This is a genomic window from Nitrosarchaeum koreense MY1 (genome assembly GCF_000220175.1).
Lineage (GTDB): Archaea > Thermoproteota > Nitrososphaeria > Nitrososphaerales > Nitrosopumilaceae > Nitrosarchaeum > Nitrosarchaeum koreense.
Genome location: NZ_AFPU01000001.1, coordinates 286569 through 306045, shown reverse-complemented (window position 1 = coordinate 306045; position 19477 = coordinate 286569). Strand labels below are relative to the sequence as shown.

Here is a 19477-nt window from a genome sequence, read left to right as displayed (position 1 = left end):
TTACATCATGTTCCTCACTAATTTTGGAAGATCGTTGTTGTGTCCTAAGACTCCTTTTTGTCCATACATCTTTTTTGTACTTTTCTTGAAACCAAATCGTGGTGGAGATAATGCAAACCAAGGCTTTAGTGGTTTTAATTTAGATAGAGTTGCTTTGCCTTCTGCAAGTGCTGCACCAAGTGCGTCAGAACTTTCAAATCCTAATTCCTTAAGATCTGCTGCTGTAATTTTCTTGTAACCATCTTTTCTTGCTTTTTTATCGATTAGTTCTTTTGCCAAAGATGCATCAATTTCAATCCAAGTAACATAGTGTTTTACTTTGTTTAACATTCCCAATGTGTTGTCTTTTGCCGGTAAGATAGTTGCACGATATTTTTTATCTAATTTTAGCAATGTCATTGTAGTAGTTGCCCAATATGGACAGTCTGCTTGACCTTTAATTCGAACTACAAGATATGCGCTACCCATTTAACATCAACCCTGACTAAATGTCTGCTTTAAGCAGTCCAGAATAGCTTTTGAAGTAGAATTCATTGTTGGTGTAGAACCCTTTGCAGTTGTCCATGCGTCTTTAAGACCTGCCAACTCCAGTAATCGTTTAATTTTACCACCAGCAACCAATCCCAATCCACGTGGTGCTGGAATAATTTCAATTGTAACACTTCCACCTTTTCCTCTAATCTTAAATGGAACAGAATGTTTTTCGTCACATCTACATTCCCAACTTCCACATCCTAGTTTGATTGGACTAACATTGAGTAGTGCTTGGTTTGTTGCTTTTTCAATTGCAATTCTCATTTGTTTTGATTTTCCTTGACCAATACCAAGGTAACCATTTTGATTTCCTGTTGCAACAATAGCCTTGAATCTTGTTGATTGACCGTTTGATGTCATCTTTTGAATAATACCAACATCAATTACTTCACTTTTCAAATCAGGAAGTAGTTTTTTGATAATACCTGCTTCTTGAATTCTTAAACCGTCTTGAATAATTTCTTCAATAGAATTAATTTCACCGGATGCAACTTTTTTTCCTAAAATTGTTTTTGGAACCCAAACTTCTTCTTCTTCTTCTCTTCTTGGTCTTCTAGATTGTCCATTGGTTGGTTTTCCACCACCGTAAACTTTTTGTCCACCTCTGCCACCAGGTCCACCTCTGCCACCAGGTCCACCTCTGCCACCAGGTCCACCTCTGCCACCAGGTTTAGTTTGTGCAGTTTGACTCATTTTTACTTGACCTCGCTATCAATAGCAGATTTAATTTTTGAAGTGTCGTTTTTTACTGTAAGATGTTCGCCATTGATTCTCTCTTCTGGTGGAAAAGTTTCTGCACCTGCTGGCACTTTAAGTCCTGCATCTACAACACCTTTTAGTGCAGCTGCCATTCTTTGTGTATATTTTCTAGTACCAGTGTATAGTACTGCATTTTTTGCTCCCTTGCCCATTGCTTTCTTTCCAGCAAGATAGCCAGTAAGATATGCAGCAGGAATACTTTTTCTTGAGCCCTTCCACCCTTTTTTTAGCAAATAATTAGAGTGAGCAGAAGCGATTACCTTATCGCCAGTCATGCCAGGCTTTACAATTTGGACTTGGGTATTTTCATTAGTAATATTTACTGTGATAAAATCGTGCTTACCTATCAGTAGAGTTGAACGTTTTTTATAATTAGTTTTTTCCTCTCGTAGTCTTCTGAGGATGTTTGAATAGGCCATCTATAGAACACGAGTTTGAAACTGCTCTTATATACGTTAAGCGCGAATTATTGAAGCAAGTAAAGCCTTTTGAGTATGGAGTCTATTTTCTGCCTCATCCCATACAACTGATTGAGGTCCATCAATTACTGATGATGTAACTTCATAATCTCGTTTTGCTGGGAGACAATGCATAAAGATTGCATTACTATTGGCGTGATTCATCAATGAATCATTGATCTGATATTTTGGAAGAAACTTTTTGATTCGTTTCTGATCGTTGTTATGAATTGAAGTGTATGTATCAGTAACTACGACATCAGCATCTTTGATTGCCTTTATTGGATCAGTTGTTAGATCTATCTCAACGGACTTTGCAGATTCTTTCAGTACTGATTTGTCTGGTTCAAATCCTTTAGGTGTTGCAATAGACAGATTTACACCAGATAATGCACATCCATAAATCATAGAGTTACACACATTGTTTCCATCCCCGATCCAAGCAATCTTGAGTCCTTTGAATTTCCCTTTCTTCTCTTTTATCGTCATAAAGTCAGCTAGAATCTGACATGGATGAAATGAATCAGACAGTCCATTAATTACTGGAACACTAGAAGAGTTAGATAATTTTTCAAGTAAATTATGATCATAGACTCGTGCCATGATACAATCTACATATCGAGACAATGTCTTTGCAGTATCTTCTATTGTTTCACCCCGTGATAACTGCATGTCTTGTGATGATAGATTAATAGCATGTCCACCAAGTTGAAACATTCCGGTCTCAAAGCTTACTCGTGTTCGAGTTGATGGCTTTTGGAAAATCATTGCAAGTGTCTTGTTTTTTAGCAACGGTTTGTTGCCTTTTTTTAATTCTTTTTTTAGAATAATTGAATAATCAATTAATGCAACAAATTCTTTAGGGAACAATTCTGCCAAAGTGAGTAAATTTTTAGTTTTGAGTTTCATTTCTTGAAGAATCCAAATACACCTCTTTTCTTTTTAGACTTTTCTTCTTCTTTATCTTGTTTGTGCTTGGAATCTATCTCTTGATCTGATTCCTGTTTCTTTTCTTCTCCAGGTTTTGGTCGTCCCTTCTTAATCCATTGACGGATTGCATTACCAAGTTTTGTTGCCTCATCATCATTTTCTGGCGGAGCAATATCATACAAGTTTGAATATTTTGCAATGTCTTTGTCTGCAATTCCTTCAAACGGATCATCTGATTCAATTTGTTTAGGTTCTGGTTTAGGTTCTGGTTTTGTTACTTGAACTGGTTTTAATTTTGGTTCTGGAATTGGTTCTGGTTTTGATTCAACAATTGGTTCTGGTTTTGATTCAACAATTGGTTCTGGTTTTGATTCAACAATTGGTTCTGGTTTTGATTCAACAATTGGTTCCTCAACTAATTCTTGTTTTGGAGTTTTTCGATCTACGCCAGATAAGGAACCAAATACAGTTTCTAGAAAGAGTTCTTTGTCAAACGGTTTGAGATCAGAATATTCCTGTCCAACTCCAAGGTATAACACTGGAGTAGATGTAATTTTAACAATAGAAAGTGCAGCCCCACCACGTGCATCAGCATCACTTTTTGTGAGAATTGAACCATTGAATTTTACATGCTCAAAAAATTCCCTAGCTTGATTTACAGTATCATTTCCAGCCAGAGAATCACCTACAAATATTTTAAAATCAGGATTTACTACTTTGGTAATTTTAGCAATCTGCTCCATTAAATTTTTGCTTGTTTGCATTCTTCCAGCAGTATCAATTAGCACACAATCCATTTTGTGAGATTTTGCATAAAGAACCGCATCTCGGGCAACTGCAGCTGGATCAGAATTGTAATTTTGTGCAACTAGTTTTAGATTCAAACGATTAGTGTGTTCGCGTAACTGCTCAATAGCACCTGCTCTAAATGTATCAGCAGCTGCAACTACCACAGAATACTTTGCTTGCTGTAACATGTAAGCTACTTTAGCTAATGATGTAGTTTTTCCAGTTCCATTAATTCCTACAAATAAAATCAGAAACGGTTGAACAGTTTTCTTTTTTTCGTTAATCAACTCAAAGAGATCAACTGTACCTGCAGCATCAAATAAAGACGATATATTTGAAATCAATCTGTCTTTGACAAACTTTTCAATCTCTTTTTTGTCTACTTTGGAACCCAGTAATTGAGTTTTCAAATCTGATTTTATTGTATCAATGACTTCACTTGCAACATCAGATTCCATAAGAGAAATTTCTAATTCGTAAAGAATTTCTTCAATGTCTTTATCGTTTAGTTCTTTTTCTCCAAGACTTTTCGCTGCATTGGAAAATGCATTACGAAGTTTATCAAACATTATTTTATCCCGAAAGATCTTCTGATGTTTGTTGCATAAGTTGATTCATTTGTTCTTTACCTTGCTCCAATCTAGCCATAGCATCTTGTTTTCGCGCAGTAGTGTCTTGTATAGCAACTTCAATTTCTTTTATTCTTGCTTCAAGATAGTTTATTGAAGAATCATAAGTTTTTTCCATAGCAATTCCAGCTCCCACATTCAAAATTATTTTATTGGATGATGAGATTTTTGTTTGCACATAAGTTCCCATTCCAATTGGTACCAAACTATCAGAATCTGGCTTTTCGCGAAGTGCTTTGATAGATTCAATTGCAGATATTGCCTCTCGTAAGACATTAACAAGTGTAGCTTCACGTTGTGATAAATCTCCATAGTAAGTCTCAAGCATTTGGAGTTGCTGCATCAAGTGTTGGGCCTGTTCTTCACTCATTTACAACAAACAATCCTGAGATGGTTATAAATTCATTCATGGAAATTACTCTGAAAAATAAATCAGATTAAAAATGATGATAATAAAAAAAATAAAGATAGAACTTTATTTTACTTTGGAGTATCTGCTTTCTACTTCATCCCAATTAACTACATTCCACCATGATGAAATGTAATCTGGTCGTTTGTTTTGATATTTCAGATAGTATGCATGTTCCCAAACATCACAGCCCAATAATGGAACTAATCCTTCTGTTCTTGGACTAGTTTGGTTTGGCATAGATTTGTACTCAACCTTCTTTGTTGAAGGATTGTATACTAACCATCCCCAACCACTTCCTTGAATTACTGCAGTAGTGGATGAGAATTTCTCCTTAAAGGCTGCAAAGTTTCCAAAAGAATTATTGATTGCATCCGCAATTGCTCCTCCTGGTTCACCGCCTCCTTTTGGTTTCATGTTGTTCCAAAATAGCTTGTGGTTATCATAACCACCACCATTGAAATTAACGGCACTACGTTGTGCTTCTGGTACTTGGTTGATGTTAGACAAGATGTCTAAGATATCTTTACTTTGTACATCAGCTGGACAACTTTCTAGTGCAGCATTTAATTTGTCGGTGTATGCTTGGTGATGTTTTGTATGATGAATCTCCATTGTTTTTGCGTCAATATGAGGTTCTAATGCATCATAAGCATATGGTATTTGTGGAAGTGTGTATTTTCCCATAAAAGTTATGCAATATTTATTCAATTTATTGCTTTAGTAGACAATTGGTTTTTACTTGCTAAAAATATCGTAAAATTATGAAGCTTTGGGTAGTTTTTACAAGTATCGTGGTTGTTTTTTCATCTTTAATTATTTTTCAATTACTACCTAATGATAATTTCCACACATACATTGAACAAAGTGTTCCATTTATTGGAGGTGATATTCCAAGAATGGAAGGATTTGACGGAACAGGAATTAAAATCGCAGTAATCGATACTGGAGTTGATTATAATCATCCAGATCTTTTTGGTTTTGGACCAGATGGTAAAGTCGTCGGCGGATATAATTTCATAAATGAAGGTGAACCACCACTTGACACTAACGGTCACGGCACTCAAGTTGCAGGAGTAATTGCAGCAAATGGAATTCTAAAAGGAGTTGCCCCTAATTCAAAAATCCTAGCTTACAAAGTTTCAGAAAACGGTGAAGGAGTATCATCTGATTTGATAATCAAGGCAATCAATAAATCAATTGAAGATAATGCGGACATTATCAACATCAGTCTTGGTGTAAACAAGACAAACTCCAATATTGATAAAGCCGTTAATAATGCACTGCAAAAAGGGATTATTGTAATTACAGCAGCAGGAAACGATGGACCAATCCCTCAAACAATTGGCAGTCCAGGAAAAAATCCTGGCTCCATTACAGTTGGCGCAACATATAACAACTTGACATCTAGTCTTATTGCAACACTTGAGGTAAATGAAAAACCATACACCGTAATTCCAATGACAGGATCTGCAAAACTTGATGAGCCAATTATTGGAAAAATTGTTTTTGGAGGGTATGGAAAAGAAGCAGAACTAAAAAAGATCAATGCAACTAATGCAATATTACTTGTAGAAAGAGGAAGTGATGTAGAAGGTGAGATGTTGTATTTTTCAATTAAAGAAAAAAATGCAGTAAATGCTGGTGCAAAGGCAATGATCGTTTACAACAACCAACCTGGAATTTTTCTTGGTCAATTAATTCATGAATTCATAGAGCCAAACTACAAGCCACAAATTCCTGTTGTATCAATTGATAGAAAAGAAGGACTTGAAATTAAAGAACTTGGTGAAAGTAAAGCTAGTCTACATGTGTTTTACAACCCAGACTTTGTCGCACATTTTAGCTCAAGGGGTCCTGTTTCACCATTTTACATAAAACCTGACTTGGTAGCACCAGGTGCATACATCAATACAACTCAGACAAACGGCGGGTACAATTTTACTAGTGGGACTAGCTTTGCAGCCCCACATGTGAGTGGCTCAGTTGCGCTACTATTAGAAAAGTATCCTACCATGACAAATGATGAGATAAAATCACTTCTCATGACCACTTCAGAGATGGTATCTGACGCATATGGTTCAGAATTCTCATTAAGTGATACTGGTTCAGGCAGGCTAAATCTTGGAAAGGCATTTGATGCCAAGCTAATCATCACCCCGCCAAATTTTGTAGTTAATTTATCATCAGATAACAAAATGGCAGAAAAGGAATTAAAATTAAAACTGCTTAATGGAACTTTGGATAATCTTGATGTAACATTTGAGGGTCCTGAATTTATTCAAGTTGAAGACTCTTTGCAAGAAAATAATTTAACAGTTAAAATTAAAATTTCAGGGGAAAATTATGGAACATTTCAAGAAAAAATTTTCATAAATCATGATAAAATAAAATACACAGTTCCAATACAAATTCACTATACTAAAGCTTCAATTGGTGTGATTCAAAATGATAACTCATTGTTTTTTACAATTAATGATCCAGATTGGAATTTTGCAAAGATTTCAGTGACAAAAAGTAATACCGAGGTAACAGATGTAATCACTGCTACACCAAATAAGGATGCAAAAATGAGAATAAATCAAAACGGAGAATATTGGATTGAAGCAAAAATAAAATCAAATGACCAAACACTTGATGCATACAACACCATCATTGCAAATTCAATTGATGAGACTCAAGAGGATTTTGAAATTCTTGACATTCCACAGAGACAGGTAGCGATAGTTGTGGGAATTATAGCAATAATAGGAATTGTTGGAGCTGTAAAAATAAAATCAGCTAAGCGTGATACACAGGACCTGCTGAAATAATTTCAGGTGCAACATTTTGGAACTTTTTAAAGTTCTCAACAAACATTTGAGCTAATTTTTTAGCAGAAAGATTGTAAGAGTCTTTATCAGTCCAAGTATTTTTTGGATCCAAAATATCTGAAGGAACATCTGGTACTTCGGTTGGAATATCTAGATTAAACAAATCATCATGTTTGTATTTTACAATATTTAATGAGCCATTAATTGCCGCAGTAACCATTGCTCGACTGTATTTTATCTTAATTCTTTTACCTACACCATATGGGCCACCAGACCATCCGGTATTTACTAGGTAAACGACAGTATTGTGTTTTGTAATTTTTTCACCTAATACCTTAGCATATACTGCAGCTGGTCTAGGCATGAATGGGGCTCCAAAGCATTCAGAAAATACGGATTTTGGCTCCTTAATTCCTCGCTCTGTTCCTGCCAACTTACTTGTGTAACCTGACATAAAGTGATACATTGCACCCTCTTTTGTCAGTCTGGAAATTGGTGGTAAAACACCTAATGCATCAGCTGTTAAAAATACAATTACTTTTGGATGACCGCCTACACTTGGAATAACTGCACCTGGGATGTAATCAAGCGGATACGCAACACGAGTATTTTCAGTTAATAGATTATCATCGTAATCTGGTTGATTGTTATTTAGTACAACATTTTCTAAAACAGCACCAGGTCTAATTGCATTCCAGATTTCAGGTTCTGCCTCTTGACTTAGATTGATACATTTTGCATAACATCCTCCTTCAAAATTAAATGTCCCGTTATCAGACCAACCATGTTCGTCATCGCCAATTAATTTTCTATTTGGATCAGCTGACAATGTTGTCTTTCCAGTACCAGATAATCCAAAAAACAATGCAGTATCATCATCTTTACCAATATTTGCAGAACAATGCATTGGGAAAACTCCTTTTTCAGGCAAGAGGAAATTCATTACAGAAAACATTGACTTTTTCATTTCACCAGCATATTGGGTTCCACCAATTAAGACAATTTTTCTAGTTAAATCAATAATAATGAAAACATTAGACTCTGTACCATCTACTGCTGGAACTGCTTCAAAGTTATTGATACACAAAATAGTAAACTCAGGATTGTGGTTTTCTAGCTCCTCATTTGTTGGTCGAATAAACAAATTTCTTGCAAAGAGACTTTGCCATACATGATCATTTATCACTCTAATTGGTAAACGATTGTCTTTGTCAGCTCCTACAAATCCATCAAAGACATAAAGCTCTTTGTTGTTTACAAAAGATTTCATCTTCTCTAGTAATTTCTCAAACTTTCCTGATGGAAATTGGTGATTTACTTTACCCCAATCTACAGTATTGTGAGTCTTATCATCATAAACGATGAATCTATCATCTGGAGAACGTCCAGTGTATTTTCCAGTATTGACAGAAAGAGAACCAGTTGAATTGATTACTCCTTCTTTTTTCTCTACAGCGATTTTTACTAGGTCATCTACGCTCAAATTTCGATGTATCTTTGAGGGAGAAATTCCAAATGACTGAATTTGAGATAAGAATTTATCAACTTTGAGAGTACTTACTACTTCGATCAGAGGTAATAGCACCCCTTAACAATTATCATAGGAATCCCAGGCTTGATCATGAGATATTTCGATCCGACTCAATTTTCCTTATTATCTCTTTCCCAAAAGATGATCTTTTTTAATCTAGGAACGTATTTATTTAAAATTTCAAGAGTCAATCTAATGCCGATCAATAAAGAGAAGCTAGCAAAACGAGAAGAGATCAAAGGGCACAATCCAGATTTTGTCAGACCAGAGAGCTGGCGTTATGTTAGATTACAAACCAATTGGAGAAAACCAAAAGGAGTTGATCATCATCAAAGAAAATTAAAAGGTGGCAGAGGTCGTCCAGGACTTGTCAAAGTCGGATATGGTGGACCAAAAATTGCTAAAGGATTACATCCATCAGGATATACAGATAATTTAGTTTACAAATTAAGTGATTTGGAAAATCTTAATCCAAAAACAGACGGAATAAGATTTGGACATGGTGTAGGTACTAAAAAGAGAAAAGAAATTCTAGTAAAAGCACTTGAAAGCAAGTTCAAAATATTTAATGCAAGAGTGAGAACTGTTGGTAGTAAATCTTAAAGCTAAAAAAAGACTCGTAGCACGAGTTACAGGAGTCGGAGTTAACAGAGTTAGATTAGACGCTGATCATCTAGATGATGTAGCTGATGCAATTACTAGACAAAACATTCGAAGTTTAATCACTGCAAAGAAAATTACCATTAAACCAATTGTTGGAACCTCAAAGGGCAGATCACAAATGAAGAAAGCACAAAAACACAAAAGAGGAACAACACAAGGCTCCAAAAAAGGTAGAAAGGGTGCAAGAGTAGGAAAGAAGGACGTCTACGTTGCAAAGGTTCGCTCACTTAGAAGATTACTAAAGATTGCCAAAGACAGAAAGGACTTGACAAATCCTGAATTTTGGGCATTATACAAAAAGGTAGGCGGAAACACTGTAAGAAACAAAGCACACCTTAGATTATTGATGGAAGAGATTATAGCAAAAAGAAGCTAGAATCGATAAATAGAATTTTCCAAATCCAAAATCTTTCCATTTTGAATCTTTATTCCCTCTTTTGATAACATATTTGATTTTATTTCTTCACCGTATGCATATCCACCAATCTTTCCATCGGATTTGATAACTCTGTGACATGGAATGATCACAGGATATGGATTCTTGTTCATAATTTTTCCAACTGCTCGTTGTCCATTTTTTAAACCAACTGCTTTTGCAAGTTCTCCATAGGTGGTAATTTTTCCCTTTGGTACTTCAAGTAATTTTTTGTAAATTTTTTTATCAAGACTCATAATCTAATTACCTCAAGATTGGTTGTCTTTAGGAGTTCAAGAATTTTTTGTTTGTTTGGACCCATTCCTCCCCAATCAAGCAAAGCAGTTGTTGCCATTTTATTTTTTGATAAAATTTCAGAAAACAGATTCTCATCAATATTATCTAAGGCATGTTTTGGCACAACAGTTCCAAGGGAGTATTTGCCTTCAAGTAATTCATTTGTAAATTTATCGGGATAATGAGTTCCTCCAAAGCATATAGCAGTGGGTGATGCTTTGATGTGACCACTCATCACTTGATGAACTAGTGTAGCTACTGAATTGCATAGCGTTACATCAGTCCACTGCTTTTCAGTGGTTCCAATTTCAATGAATATTGTAGGTTTTGATAATGCGGTCGGTCCATGATGAGTTGCCTCTATAGTAATTTGAAAATCAGAAAAAACGGATCTGTTTTTCCATAAAGTTTGAAGATATGTTTTTTGGATAAATGGATGTGGTACTGCAATCTGTTTATCATTTCCACCAAACTTGGCTTCTGAGAAATTTCCAGTACTGTGACAGGTAAGTGCCAATGCTCCAGATTCTGCAGCGTGTTTTGATAGAAAAATAAATCCATCATAATCATATTTTTCTTCTAGCCAATCAGCTGAAATTGCAGGAGTTGGAATTATCAGTAAATCATAGTATTTTCCATGATAGATATCACCTTCTTTTTTCATTTCTTGAGAAAGAAAATTTGCCATATTGTATCCAGCAGGGTCATCGCGATAAGCTACTAGCAGCTCCATGAGATAAGAGATATAAGGACACCTTATTAATTTCAGGCAATGAACCCGAAGCAGACTTTGAAAAACATGGCAAATACTATGAAGATGGCAAAAAAGCCAGACAAAGATGAGTATCAACAGCATCTCAGATTAGTATTATTGGGAATTGGAGGAGTAGGTGCCATTGGATTTACAATACAGTTTGTCTTTTCGGTAATTACGTTTGGTAGGTAAAATGTCTGAAGAAGTAAAATCACACCTTTTTGCAATAAGAACCACTGGAGGTCAAGAGAAAGTGGTAATGAGATTACTTGAAGCTAAAGCAAGTAACAATAAAATGAATATTCAATCCGTATTACTAGTTGATAATCTAAAGGGATACGTTGTCATTGAAGCAATTAACCCAAGTGATGCATACATGGCAGTTGAAGGAATCAGACATATTCGCGGTCAACTAAGAGGAGAATTAGAATTCAAAGATATAGAAGGGTATCTGGTGAAGAAATCCACAGTTTCACAATTAACAGTAGATAACATAGTTGAGATCACTGGCGGTCCATTCAAAGGAATGAAAGCCACGATCACAAGAATTGATGTAGACAAAGAAGAAGCAACAGTAGTCTTACTTGATGCATCATATCAATTGCCAGTAACTGTCGACGCCAACTACCTAAAACTATCTAGTGAGTCTTAGGAAGGATTAAATTTTTCATAATAAGCTGATAAACATGGTAGACGCACAAAAAATATCTTCACTTGTAACAGGAGGAGCTGCATCTGCAGGTCCGCCACTAGGTCCAGCTTTGGGTCCATTGGGCGTAAACATCATGGAGATTATCAAGGCAATTAACGATAAAACAAAAGATTTTGAGGGAATGAAAGTTCCAGTAACAGTTTCAGTATTTCCAGATACTAAAAAGTGGGAGATCGAAATTGGAATTCCATCAGCTGCTGCATTATTGCTAAAAGAGGCCGGAGTTCAGAAAGGAACCGGCACTGCAGGAACAGCTTGGGTAGGAGACATTACCATTGATTCTGTAGTAAAAGTTGCAAAAACAAAACTAGAGAAATCATATGCAACTTCACTAAAATCTGTAGCTAAAACAATTATTGGAACTTGCTCATCACTTGGAATCAAAGTGGAAGGAAAGACTCCAAAAGAAATCACAGCAGAGATTAACGCTGGCAAGTGGGACGCAAAATTAAACTAAATTACACCACAGAATAAACTAAATCTTTATCTGTTTTTTGTAACTCTACAAAAGTTTCAGTGTTAATTATTCCATCGATTTTTCCTAGCTTCTCAATTACTATAGAGTGAAGCACCTCTAGATTTTTCGTCTGGACATTTACTATAATATCAAATCTACCAGTAACTTCAGAAATTGATGTGACCTCAGGGGTAGCCATCAGTTGTTTGTGAATAGTATCTTTTAGTTTTGGATCTCGGTTAACTCCAATTGATGCCTTTACTCCGACTCCTAAGAGAGATTCATCTACAACTATTGTGAATTTTTTAATTAATTTCTTTTTTACCAGTCTCTTTATTCTGCTGTACAAAACAGATGCATTGATTCCTAATTTTTTTGATAGTTCTGGAACTGAGATTGAACCGTCTTTTGTCAACTCTGCTAAGAGTTTCATATCAAGATCATCAAACTTCTGCAATCTATTCGAAAATGGAGGATGGTGAATTAATAAATGTAAGTTCATGAGGATTTTTGTCCCTGAATTTCAAAAATTGGCATAGAAATGTGTAATTTTTTAAAATAAAATAAGATTCTTAATTCCCATTCCTCTAAACGATTTTAAGTAGGCAATCTCGGAAATTCTTCATAATGATTACCGAGGCAAAGCTTGCAGACATGATCAAAGAGGCCAAGACAGGCAGTAAGCAACGTAAGTTTACACAGTCTGTCGAGATGATTCTAGTATTCAAAGATATTGATGTCAAAAAGGGCTTTGCATTAAACGAAGTAGTTCAACTACCAAAGACAAGCTCCCCATCAACTGTTTGCATTATGGCAACAGGAGATATGGGTCAAAAAGCAAAAGCGGCAAAAGCTGATGCAGTTGTAGGTTCTGATGAACTAGATAGATTTGCAGCAAACAAAAGAGCATCTAGAAAATTTATCAACAAATATGATTTCTTTTTGGCAGACACACAAATCATGCCAGTAGTCGGTAAAGTATTGGGTCAGCTATTAGGTCCAAGAGGTAAAATGCCAACACCAGTTCCATTTAACGCATCAATTGAATCATTTCTAACAAGATTCAGAGCATCAATCAAAGTAAGAGCAAGAGCAACATTGGCAATGTCATGTAAAATTGGTGATGAAACAATGAGTGATGCAGATTTGGCAATCAATGCACATGCGGTACTTGCTGCAGTTGAAAAGAAATTACCAAACGGAGATAAGAACATGAAAAGAATTATCATTAAAACCACAATGGGAAAACCAATTAAACAGATAGAAGAGGTCAAGAAGAAACATGCATGAAAATAGAACAAAATATCCAGCAAAAAAAACTCAGATGTATCAACAAATGATGGAGATTCCAAAAAAATACAAAGTTGTTGCATTAGTAAAGACAAACAAAGTTAGAGCATCACAACTATTACCATTAAGAAAAGCACTCAAAGGTCAGGTAGAATTTGTCTGTGTTAAAGATAGAATTGCACAAAAAGCATTAGAAAAATCAAATATTCCGGGAATCAAAGGAATTGCTGACGAACTAGTAGGTCAATGTCTTTTCATATTTACAAACATGTCACCATTCAAACTAAACGTCTTACTTGCCAAAAACAAAATCATGATGGCAGCAAGAGGTGGAGATATTGCAAGTGTCGACATTGTAGTTCCTGCAAAGAACACAGGAATTGCTCCAGGCCCAATGCTTACTGAATTCAAAGAGGCTGGAATTCCAACAAAGATTGATCAAGGTACAATTTGGATTGCAAAAGACTCAACTCCAGTAAAGAAAGGCGGAGTAATTAATGAGAAACTAGCAGTATTGTTAGGTAAATTAGACATCAAACCAGTCGAAGCTGGAATTTCACTATACACTGCATTAGAGGAGGGTCTCAAATATGCAGAAAAAGACATGGTAATTGATGTAGAAGCAATTAGAAATGCATTTGCTCAATATCACCAAGAAGCAGTATCACTATCAATCGAGGCAGCATATGTTACTCCAGAAAACATTAACCAGATTATTGGCAAGGCATCTCAGCATGCTCGCTCATTATCAGTAGAGTCTGGATTTATGACAAGTGAAACTAAAGAGCAGATTTTGCAAAAGGCAGAAGGCCAAGCAAAAGGCCTTGCATCAAAAGCCAAAGGCTACAGTCCAGCTTAATCTTAAATTCCTTTAACTTTAGGAAGATTCCAATTATACTTCATTGCAATTAATCTCAATGCAGTAGTTATTGCCAGTCCTATGATTGTTGCAGAGTATAACTCTCCACCAAAGTACAACATAAAATAAAATACCAAAATTCCAATAAAGCTTGCAGAGACATAAAATTCCTTTACAAAAACTATTGGGACTTGTGTGACAAAGACATCTCGAAGTATTCCACCACCTACTGCAGTAAGTACTCCTGCAAGCATTATTGCAAGAAAGTTTAGCCCTACTAGATTGTATGCAAACGTTGCTCCAATTATTGAAAATACACCCAGTCCAATTGCATCAAACTTCAAAAATAGATTCCAGTGTTTTTTGAGATGTGTATACAAAAAGAAAATTGCAATTCCCGATGTAACTGTTATTGCAACATATGCCGGATCAGATAATGCGTTTGGAAACTGGCCCATCACAACATCCCGGATTACGCCTCCAGCAACGCCTGTAATTGTAGCTAACAGTAAAACTCCGACGATATCGGATTTGTTTTCTATGGCTTTGAAAGCTCCCGTTACTGCAAATGCCATTGTTCCAAAGAGATCTAAAATGTAGATAAACACATGAGCGGGAATTGAAAAATCAACCAATCAATACAAAAAACAAATAATTGTTAATTAACATTGATATAAAAAATCAAAATTAAATTGAAAAAATAATAGTTGTTTATCCAAATAGTGAAGATAGACCTTCCATTGCGGCTTCTTCATTTTTACTGGTATCAACTGGTGCTTCTTTCTTTGCTTCACCTGCTGCTGCGGCTGCCGGAGCGGCTGCTGCTACTGCTACAGGTGCGGCTTTGATTGCTTCTTCGATGTTAACATCAGCCAATGCTGCAACTAATGCTTTTACTTGAGCATCATTTACTGCAGCGCCAGATGCTTTTACAACTGAGCTGATGTTTGCCTCATTAACTTCTTTTTGTAGCTTGTGAAGAAGTAAAGCAGCATAAACGTATTCCATTGTATCGAGATTTTCTTAGGGCATAATATAAAACTATGGTGGAGTTTGATTCTGTCAAATTTCAGGATCTCTGAAATTCTTTTTGCTGTCAAATATCGGCGCTTCATTGAACATCACTAAAATCTAAATCCTGTTTTCTTTCACTACGTACAAGTAAACAAACTACTATAATTATTAAAATAAATCCAACTATACAAAAACCCACAGAAAATAATCTTAGAATCCCTTCTTGTGAATCAAAAATTGCAAAAATCGAAGATGCTGAAAAAGGAATAAAAAGAATTAGTAATTGGCTAGGGGTAAAATAGATTCCATATTTTTTTATTTGTGCAACTTTGGGTTTTAATGGTTCTTTCAAACTTGATACCCAGATTGAATTTATTGATAGTAGAACCAATAACCCAGCTATAATTGTACCATTTACCTGAAGTAATGTGATATTGTCTATCATTAACTGTGAAACTTGTAATGTTATGCTATTAAACATAACAAAACTATCGGAATTAACAAAAATCCACTAAATTTATTTCTCTTTTAAGTTCAACATAGGTGGTCAAAATTATTGGAATTGTAATAACACCCAACACAATAATTACTATCAACAAGTCAAGTAATTCACTCAAGACTAGCCCCCTCCTAATCAGAGTAACCCACTTGTTATCTCCCTCTATCTTGATTCCCCACAACCTTCCATTTTGTTATTGTTCACACTTTTTGAATGGAAATATGTCTTGTTAGAATGAATTTTTTTCATGACCATTTAATTCCATTTAACTCACGCATGAGATTATCAAAATAAATAGTATTTTGAGATTTAAATCCCAAAAAGTCCTTTCTTAATACTCTAGATTCGATATCCAACAAATGACGTATAAATAGAAAAGTTTAGTTTAGAATTTTCAGACTTCGGCAAACAGAATAAAGAGTTCGTTTCAGATTTTTATCAACTAGTGTTTCCATTCTGTGTTTTAAGACGCGTTTAGCTTCATCTCTTTCTGGACCTGGTGGCAAAGACAATACATTGTTGATAAATTCAGGCAGAGTTTCCCGAATCCATCCATCTAAAATTGCATAAACTTTTGGCGGAATCAAATCGCATTTGTCTTTATCGAGATCCAATACCTCAGCATAATTTTCATGTTCTACTCTATACACTAAGGCTAAAACCACATTATCAGGCGTTGGATGTTCCAAAATCTCAGAGGAACGTTCACCTGCTTTTCCCTGAGCAATTTTATTTTTGAGGCCTACTGGATTTACAATTACTCCATTGACGCCAACTTTCCTGCCATCAACGCCAGTAACTACTCCAAAGATAAAATCATAATATTCACCATTTTTTTTAGTAGAGAAAACATGTACCCCTTCTCTTAATGCTGGTTTTCTCTTGAACATAATTTGCAAGATATTGCCAGTTTATTTAATGTATTATTAATCGACAATTCTTAATATTGGACAAATAGAAGTTCTTCGTTGGATAAAAAAGAAATTCTGAATGAATTTTCATCTGACCCAGACAGATACTATAAGGTCAAGCTATTTGAAGAACAGGGATTTGTTAGAAAATCATGCTTAAAATGTAAAAGATATTTTTGGACTCTGGATTCTCAGAGAGGATTATGTCCTGATGATGCAGACGATACTTATTCATTCATAGGAGATCCTCCAACCAAAAAGAGATTTGATTATACCCAAGCCTGGAAAGAGGTAGAATCATTTTTTGTAAAAAACAATCACACTTCAGTTTCAAGATATCCAGTCGTTTGTAGATGGCGAGATGATCTCTACTTTACAATTGCATCAATTGTTGACTTTCAAAGAATAATGGGTTCAAAAGTTGTCTTTGAGTTTCCTGCAAATCCACTTGTAGTTCCACAAACTTGTTTGAGATTCAAGGATTTGGAAAATGTCGGAGTAACTGGCAGACACTTTTCTAGCTTTTGCATGATTGGACAACACAGCATTCCAAATGCACAAGGATATTGGAAAGATGAATGCGTTGATCTTGACTTTAGATTATTGACAGAACAGTTTGGAATTAAGAAAGAAGAAGTAGTTTTTGTTGAAGACGTGTGGGCAGGTGGTGGTTCTTTTGGTTCTTCACTAGAATATTTTGTCAGGGGATTAGAACTAGGAAATGCCGTATTTACTGAATTTCAAGGTGAGTTGGGAAAACACACCATTCTAGATCAAAAGATTATTGATATGGGGGCAGGCCTTGAACGATTTGCTTGGATCACAAAGGGAACTCCTACTGCATATGACTGCTGCTTTGGTCCAATTACTAATCATCTGTTTGAAAAGATTGGAATTGATTCAGATTCCGAAATGTTACGAAAATACTTTACCGCAATTGCAAAGAATCTAGAGATTCATGATGACTTGATCGAAGTAAGAAGAAATGCCGTAAAAACAACTGGACTAACACAAGATCAAGTCAATCGAATCATCACACCACTTGAAGGAATGTATCTAATTGCAGATCATCTTAGAACTCTGATATTTGCAATTACTGATGGTGCATTACCAAGCAATGTTGGCGGCGGATACAATCTAAGAATGATGTTAAGACGAATCAATGGAACAATAGATAGAATGAATCTCAAGCTGGATATCGATGAATTAGTAGATATGCATATTGATTATCTCAGAGACACATATCCTGAATTAGATGAAAAGAGACAAGATGTCAAGACCATTTTGAAATTAGAATCAGAAAGATATGTTGAATCAAAGGTCAGAATGGGAAAGATGGCAGAACGCCTTAAAGGAAAAGGCAGAGCGCCAACAGTAGATGAGTTAATTACTTTATACGAATCAGATGGAATTACACCAGAGTATCTAAGAGAAATTGATGTAATATCTGAAATTCCCTCATCATTTTATGCAAAACTATCTGATTTGCACCAGTCAGACAAGAAAAAAGACATTGAGCAACTTCCACTTGATGACCTTCCAGAAACTGACATGCTCTTTTACAAAGATGATCCAATGGAGTTTGATGCAAAGATCCTCAAAGTTTTTGATAAATCAGTCGTGCTTGATAGAACCTCATTTTATGCAAGAGGTGGTGGACAAGAACCAGATTATGGTACCATTGCAGACTCAAAAGTAGTTGATGTAAACAAACACGGCGGAGTCATAGTTCATGAGATAGATGGAGTAATTCCAAAACAAGGCGAGGTAGTAAAGTGCAAAATAGATTCATTGCGAAGATCAAACATCACAAAGAATCATACAAGTACTCATATTCTAAACTCTTCAGCTAGAGGAGTGTTAGGTTCTTGGATATGGCAGCACTCTGCATTCAAAGAAGCTGATCATGCAAGATTAGATATCACTCATCACTCTTCACTAACTGACAAGCAAGTACAAGACATTGAAAATGCTGCAAACAATATTGTTGCAAAAGATATGGTAGTAACCATACAAAACTATGACAGGGGAACTGCAGAACAAAAGTACGGATTTAAGATTTATCAGGGAGGTGTAGTTCCAGTAAAGTCAGTCAGAATAGTATCAATTGAAGACTTTGATGTTGAAGCTTGTGGTGGAACACATGTCAAAAAGACAAAAGAAGTTGAACTGATCAAAATTACAAAGACTAAGCGAATTCAAGACGGTGTTGTCAGATTGGAATTTGTCTCAGGTCCAACTGCTAAAGAATATGTAAAACAACAAGAAATTGAAAACGCAAAAAGAATACAAGAAGAAAAACAAAAAGAGATAAAAAACAAACAACGTGAAGAAGAAAAACAAAAAGCAAAAGAAAAGATTCCAGTTTTACTAGAACAAGTTGCAGCTCAATCAAGTAGTGGAATAATAGATGAAATCGAAATTAATGTAAATAAAATAAAATCATGTTTTACAAATTCAAAACAGTACGACGAGTTTTTCCACATGAACTTTGGCAAAAAACTAGTCAAGGACAATCCAAATTCTGTGTATGTCGGAATTTTTGAATCAGGTCCAACAATTCGAGTAATAGCATATTCAGGAGATGAGGCCTCAAAGAGCAAAAATGCTGGAAATATTGCCAAATCCGTGGCTGAAATACTAGGAGGAGCAGGCGGAGGAGACGCTAAATTTGCCCAGGGTGGAGGAAAAGACACATCTAAAATAAACGATGCAATAGCCAAAGCAAAATCAATGATTTTAGGATGATGATAT

Annotated in this window: 24 protein-coding genes; 9 read left to right on the top strand and 15 right to left on the bottom strand. The window is 35.5% G+C overall.

All coding sequences use genetic code 11. The features are described 5' to 3' along the window. The 7 genes from MY1_RS01700 to MY1_RS01670 form a co-directional block, all read right to left on the bottom strand. Positions 1-468 carry a 50S ribosomal protein L30 gene (locus tag MY1_RS01700; protein WP_007549794.1) on the bottom strand — a complete coding sequence of 156 codons (468 nt, stop codon included), beginning with the start codon at positions 466-468 and terminating at the stop codon, positions 1-3. Positions 469-474: 6 nt separating this feature from the next. After that, a complete protein-coding gene (locus MY1_RS01695) occupies positions 475-1227 on the bottom strand; it encodes a 30S ribosomal protein S5 (RefSeq protein ID WP_007549792.1) in 753 nt (250 codons plus the stop codon). Between the two features lie 2 nt (positions 1228-1229). Further along, the gene (locus tag MY1_RS01690; RefSeq protein WP_048109403.1) at positions 1230-1712 is read right to left on the bottom strand and encodes a 50S ribosomal protein L18; all 483 of its coding nucleotides are present in this window, start codon (positions 1710-1712) and stop codon (positions 1230-1232) included. A gap of 36 nt (positions 1713-1748) precedes the next feature. After that, entirely contained in the window at positions 1749-2660 is a 912-nt protein-coding gene (argF, locus tag MY1_RS01685; protein WP_007549790.1) for an ornithine carbamoyltransferase, read from the bottom strand. Continuing rightward, complete coding sequence (gene ftsY / locus MY1_RS01680; RefSeq protein ID WP_007549789.1) at positions 2657-4039, bottom strand: signal recognition particle-docking protein FtsY; 1383 nt, start codon at positions 4037-4039, stop codon at positions 2657-2659. The genes argF and ftsY overlap by 4 nt, the downstream gene beginning before the upstream one ends. 4 nt (positions 4040-4043) lie before the next feature. Further along, positions 4044-4469, bottom strand: a complete 426-nt coding sequence (gene pfdA, locus MY1_RS01675; protein ID WP_048109401.1) for a prefoldin subunit alpha — start codon at positions 4467-4469, stop codon at positions 4044-4046. A 105-nt stretch (positions 4470-4574) separates the two neighbouring features. Continuing rightward, positions 4575-5195 carry a superoxide dismutase gene (locus MY1_RS01670; RefSeq protein WP_007549787.1) on the bottom strand — a complete coding sequence of 207 codons (621 nt, stop codon included), beginning with the start codon at positions 5193-5195 and terminating at the stop codon, positions 4575-4577. A 77-nt stretch (positions 5196-5272) separates the two neighbouring features. Between MY1_RS01670 and MY1_RS01665 the strand changes: the two genes are divergently transcribed. Further along, positions 5273-7321, top strand: coding sequence for a S8 family serine peptidase (locus MY1_RS01665; protein WP_048109396.1), 2049 nt, complete (start codon positions 5273-5275; stop codon positions 7319-7321). Here the strand turns inward: MY1_RS01665 and pckA are convergent. Beyond that, positions 7290-8846 (bottom strand): phosphoenolpyruvate carboxykinase (ATP), encoded by a 1557-nt coding sequence (gene pckA, locus MY1_RS01660; RefSeq protein ID WP_338038916.1) that lies wholly within the window; start codon positions 8844-8846, stop codon positions 7290-7292. The genes MY1_RS01665 and pckA overlap by 32 nt on opposite strands. A gap of 201 nt (positions 8847-9047) precedes the next feature. On the opposite strand from pckA, the gene MY1_RS01655 reads away from it, so the two are divergent. Together MY1_RS01655 and MY1_RS01650 are read left to right on the top strand one after the other, a co-directional pair. Next, complete coding sequence (locus MY1_RS01655) at positions 9048-9455, top strand: 50S ribosomal protein L32e (protein WP_007549784.1); 408 nt, start codon at positions 9048-9050, stop codon at positions 9453-9455. Beyond that, the gene (locus MY1_RS01650) at positions 9439-9891 is read left to right on the top strand and encodes a 50S ribosomal protein L19e (protein ID WP_007549782.1); all 453 of its coding nucleotides are present in this window, start codon (positions 9439-9441) and stop codon (positions 9889-9891) included. The genes MY1_RS01655 and MY1_RS01650 overlap by 17 nt, the downstream gene beginning before the upstream one ends. On the opposite strand, the gene MY1_RS01645 is transcribed toward MY1_RS01650, so the two are convergent. Continuing rightward, a complete protein-coding gene (locus tag MY1_RS01645) occupies positions 9888-10187 on the bottom strand; it encodes an MGMT family protein (RefSeq protein ID WP_007549780.1) in 300 nt (99 codons plus the stop codon). The genes MY1_RS01650 and MY1_RS01645 overlap by 4 nt on opposite strands. Next, positions 10184-10960, bottom strand: a complete 777-nt coding sequence (locus MY1_RS01640) for a D-aminoacyl-tRNA deacylase (protein ID WP_048109394.1) — start codon at positions 10958-10960, stop codon at positions 10184-10186. Before MY1_RS01640 ends, MY1_RS01645 begins: the two co-directional genes overlap by 4 nt. A 39-nt stretch (positions 10961-10999) precedes the next feature. Between MY1_RS01640 and MY1_RS01635 the strand changes: the two genes are divergently transcribed. The 3 genes from MY1_RS01635 to MY1_RS01625 are packed head-to-tail and all read left to right on the top strand — an operon-like array spanning position 11000 to position 12150. After that, positions 11000-11173, top strand: a complete 174-nt coding sequence (locus MY1_RS01635; RefSeq protein ID WP_048109392.1) for a protein translocase SEC61 complex subunit gamma — start codon at positions 11000-11002, stop codon at positions 11171-11173. Position 11174: 1 nt separating this feature from the next. Further along, a complete protein-coding gene (locus MY1_RS01630; RefSeq protein WP_007549776.1) occupies positions 11175-11633 on the top strand; it encodes a transcription elongation factor Spt5 in 459 nt (152 codons plus the stop codon). A 34-nt stretch (positions 11634-11667) separates the two neighbouring features. Then, entirely contained in the window at positions 11668-12150 is a 483-nt protein-coding gene (locus MY1_RS01625; protein WP_007549775.1) for a 50S ribosomal protein L11, read from the top strand. Position 12151: 1 nt separating this feature from the next. On the opposite strand, the gene MY1_RS01620 is transcribed toward MY1_RS01625, so the two are convergent. Then, positions 12152-12583 (bottom strand): Lrp/AsnC family transcriptional regulator, encoded by a 432-nt coding sequence (locus tag MY1_RS01620; RefSeq protein ID WP_007549774.1) that lies wholly within the window; start codon positions 12581-12583, stop codon positions 12152-12154. A 194-nt stretch (positions 12584-12777) separates the two neighbouring features. On the opposite strand from MY1_RS01620, the gene MY1_RS01615 reads away from it, so the two are divergent. After that, positions 12778-13440, top strand: a complete 663-nt coding sequence (locus tag MY1_RS01615) for a 50S ribosomal protein L1 (RefSeq protein WP_007549773.1) — start codon at positions 12778-12780, stop codon at positions 13438-13440. Then, entirely contained in the window at positions 13433-14299 is an 867-nt protein-coding gene (locus MY1_RS01610; protein ID WP_048109389.1) for a 50S ribosomal protein L10, read from the top strand. Before MY1_RS01615 ends, MY1_RS01610 begins: the two co-directional genes overlap by 8 nt. Before the next feature lie 2 nt (positions 14300-14301). Here the strand turns inward: MY1_RS01610 and MY1_RS01605 are convergent, their stop codons facing one another. The 4 genes from MY1_RS01605 to MY1_RS01590 all read right to left on the bottom strand — a co-directional run bounded on the left by MY1_RS01605 (position 14302) and on the right by MY1_RS01590 (position 16702). Further along, a complete protein-coding gene (locus MY1_RS01605; protein ID WP_007549771.1) occupies positions 14302-14934 on the bottom strand; it encodes a trimeric intracellular cation channel family protein in 633 nt (210 codons plus the stop codon). A 76-nt stretch (positions 14935-15010) separates the two neighbouring features. Further along, a complete protein-coding gene (rpl12p, locus tag MY1_RS01600; protein ID WP_007549768.1) occupies positions 15011-15307 on the bottom strand; it encodes a 50S ribosomal protein P1 in 297 nt (98 codons plus the stop codon). Positions 15308-15410: 103 nt separating this feature from the next. After that, positions 15411-15758 (bottom strand): hypothetical protein, encoded by a 348-nt coding sequence (locus MY1_RS01595; protein WP_048109378.1) that lies wholly within the window; start codon positions 15756-15758, stop codon positions 15411-15413. Between the two features lie 434 nt (positions 15759-16192). Next, positions 16193-16702, bottom strand: a complete 510-nt coding sequence (locus MY1_RS01590; RefSeq protein WP_007549764.1) for a hypothetical protein — start codon at positions 16700-16702, stop codon at positions 16193-16195. Positions 16703-16780: 78 nt separating this feature from the next. Here MY1_RS01590 and alaS point away from each other — a divergent pair, with 78 nt between their 5' ends. After that, on the top strand, positions 16781-19471 hold the full coding sequence (alaS, locus tag MY1_RS01585) for an alanine--tRNA ligase (protein WP_007549763.1): 2691 nt from the start codon (positions 16781-16783) through the stop codon (positions 19469-19471). The last annotated feature ends 6 nt before the right edge of the window (positions 19472-19477 follow it).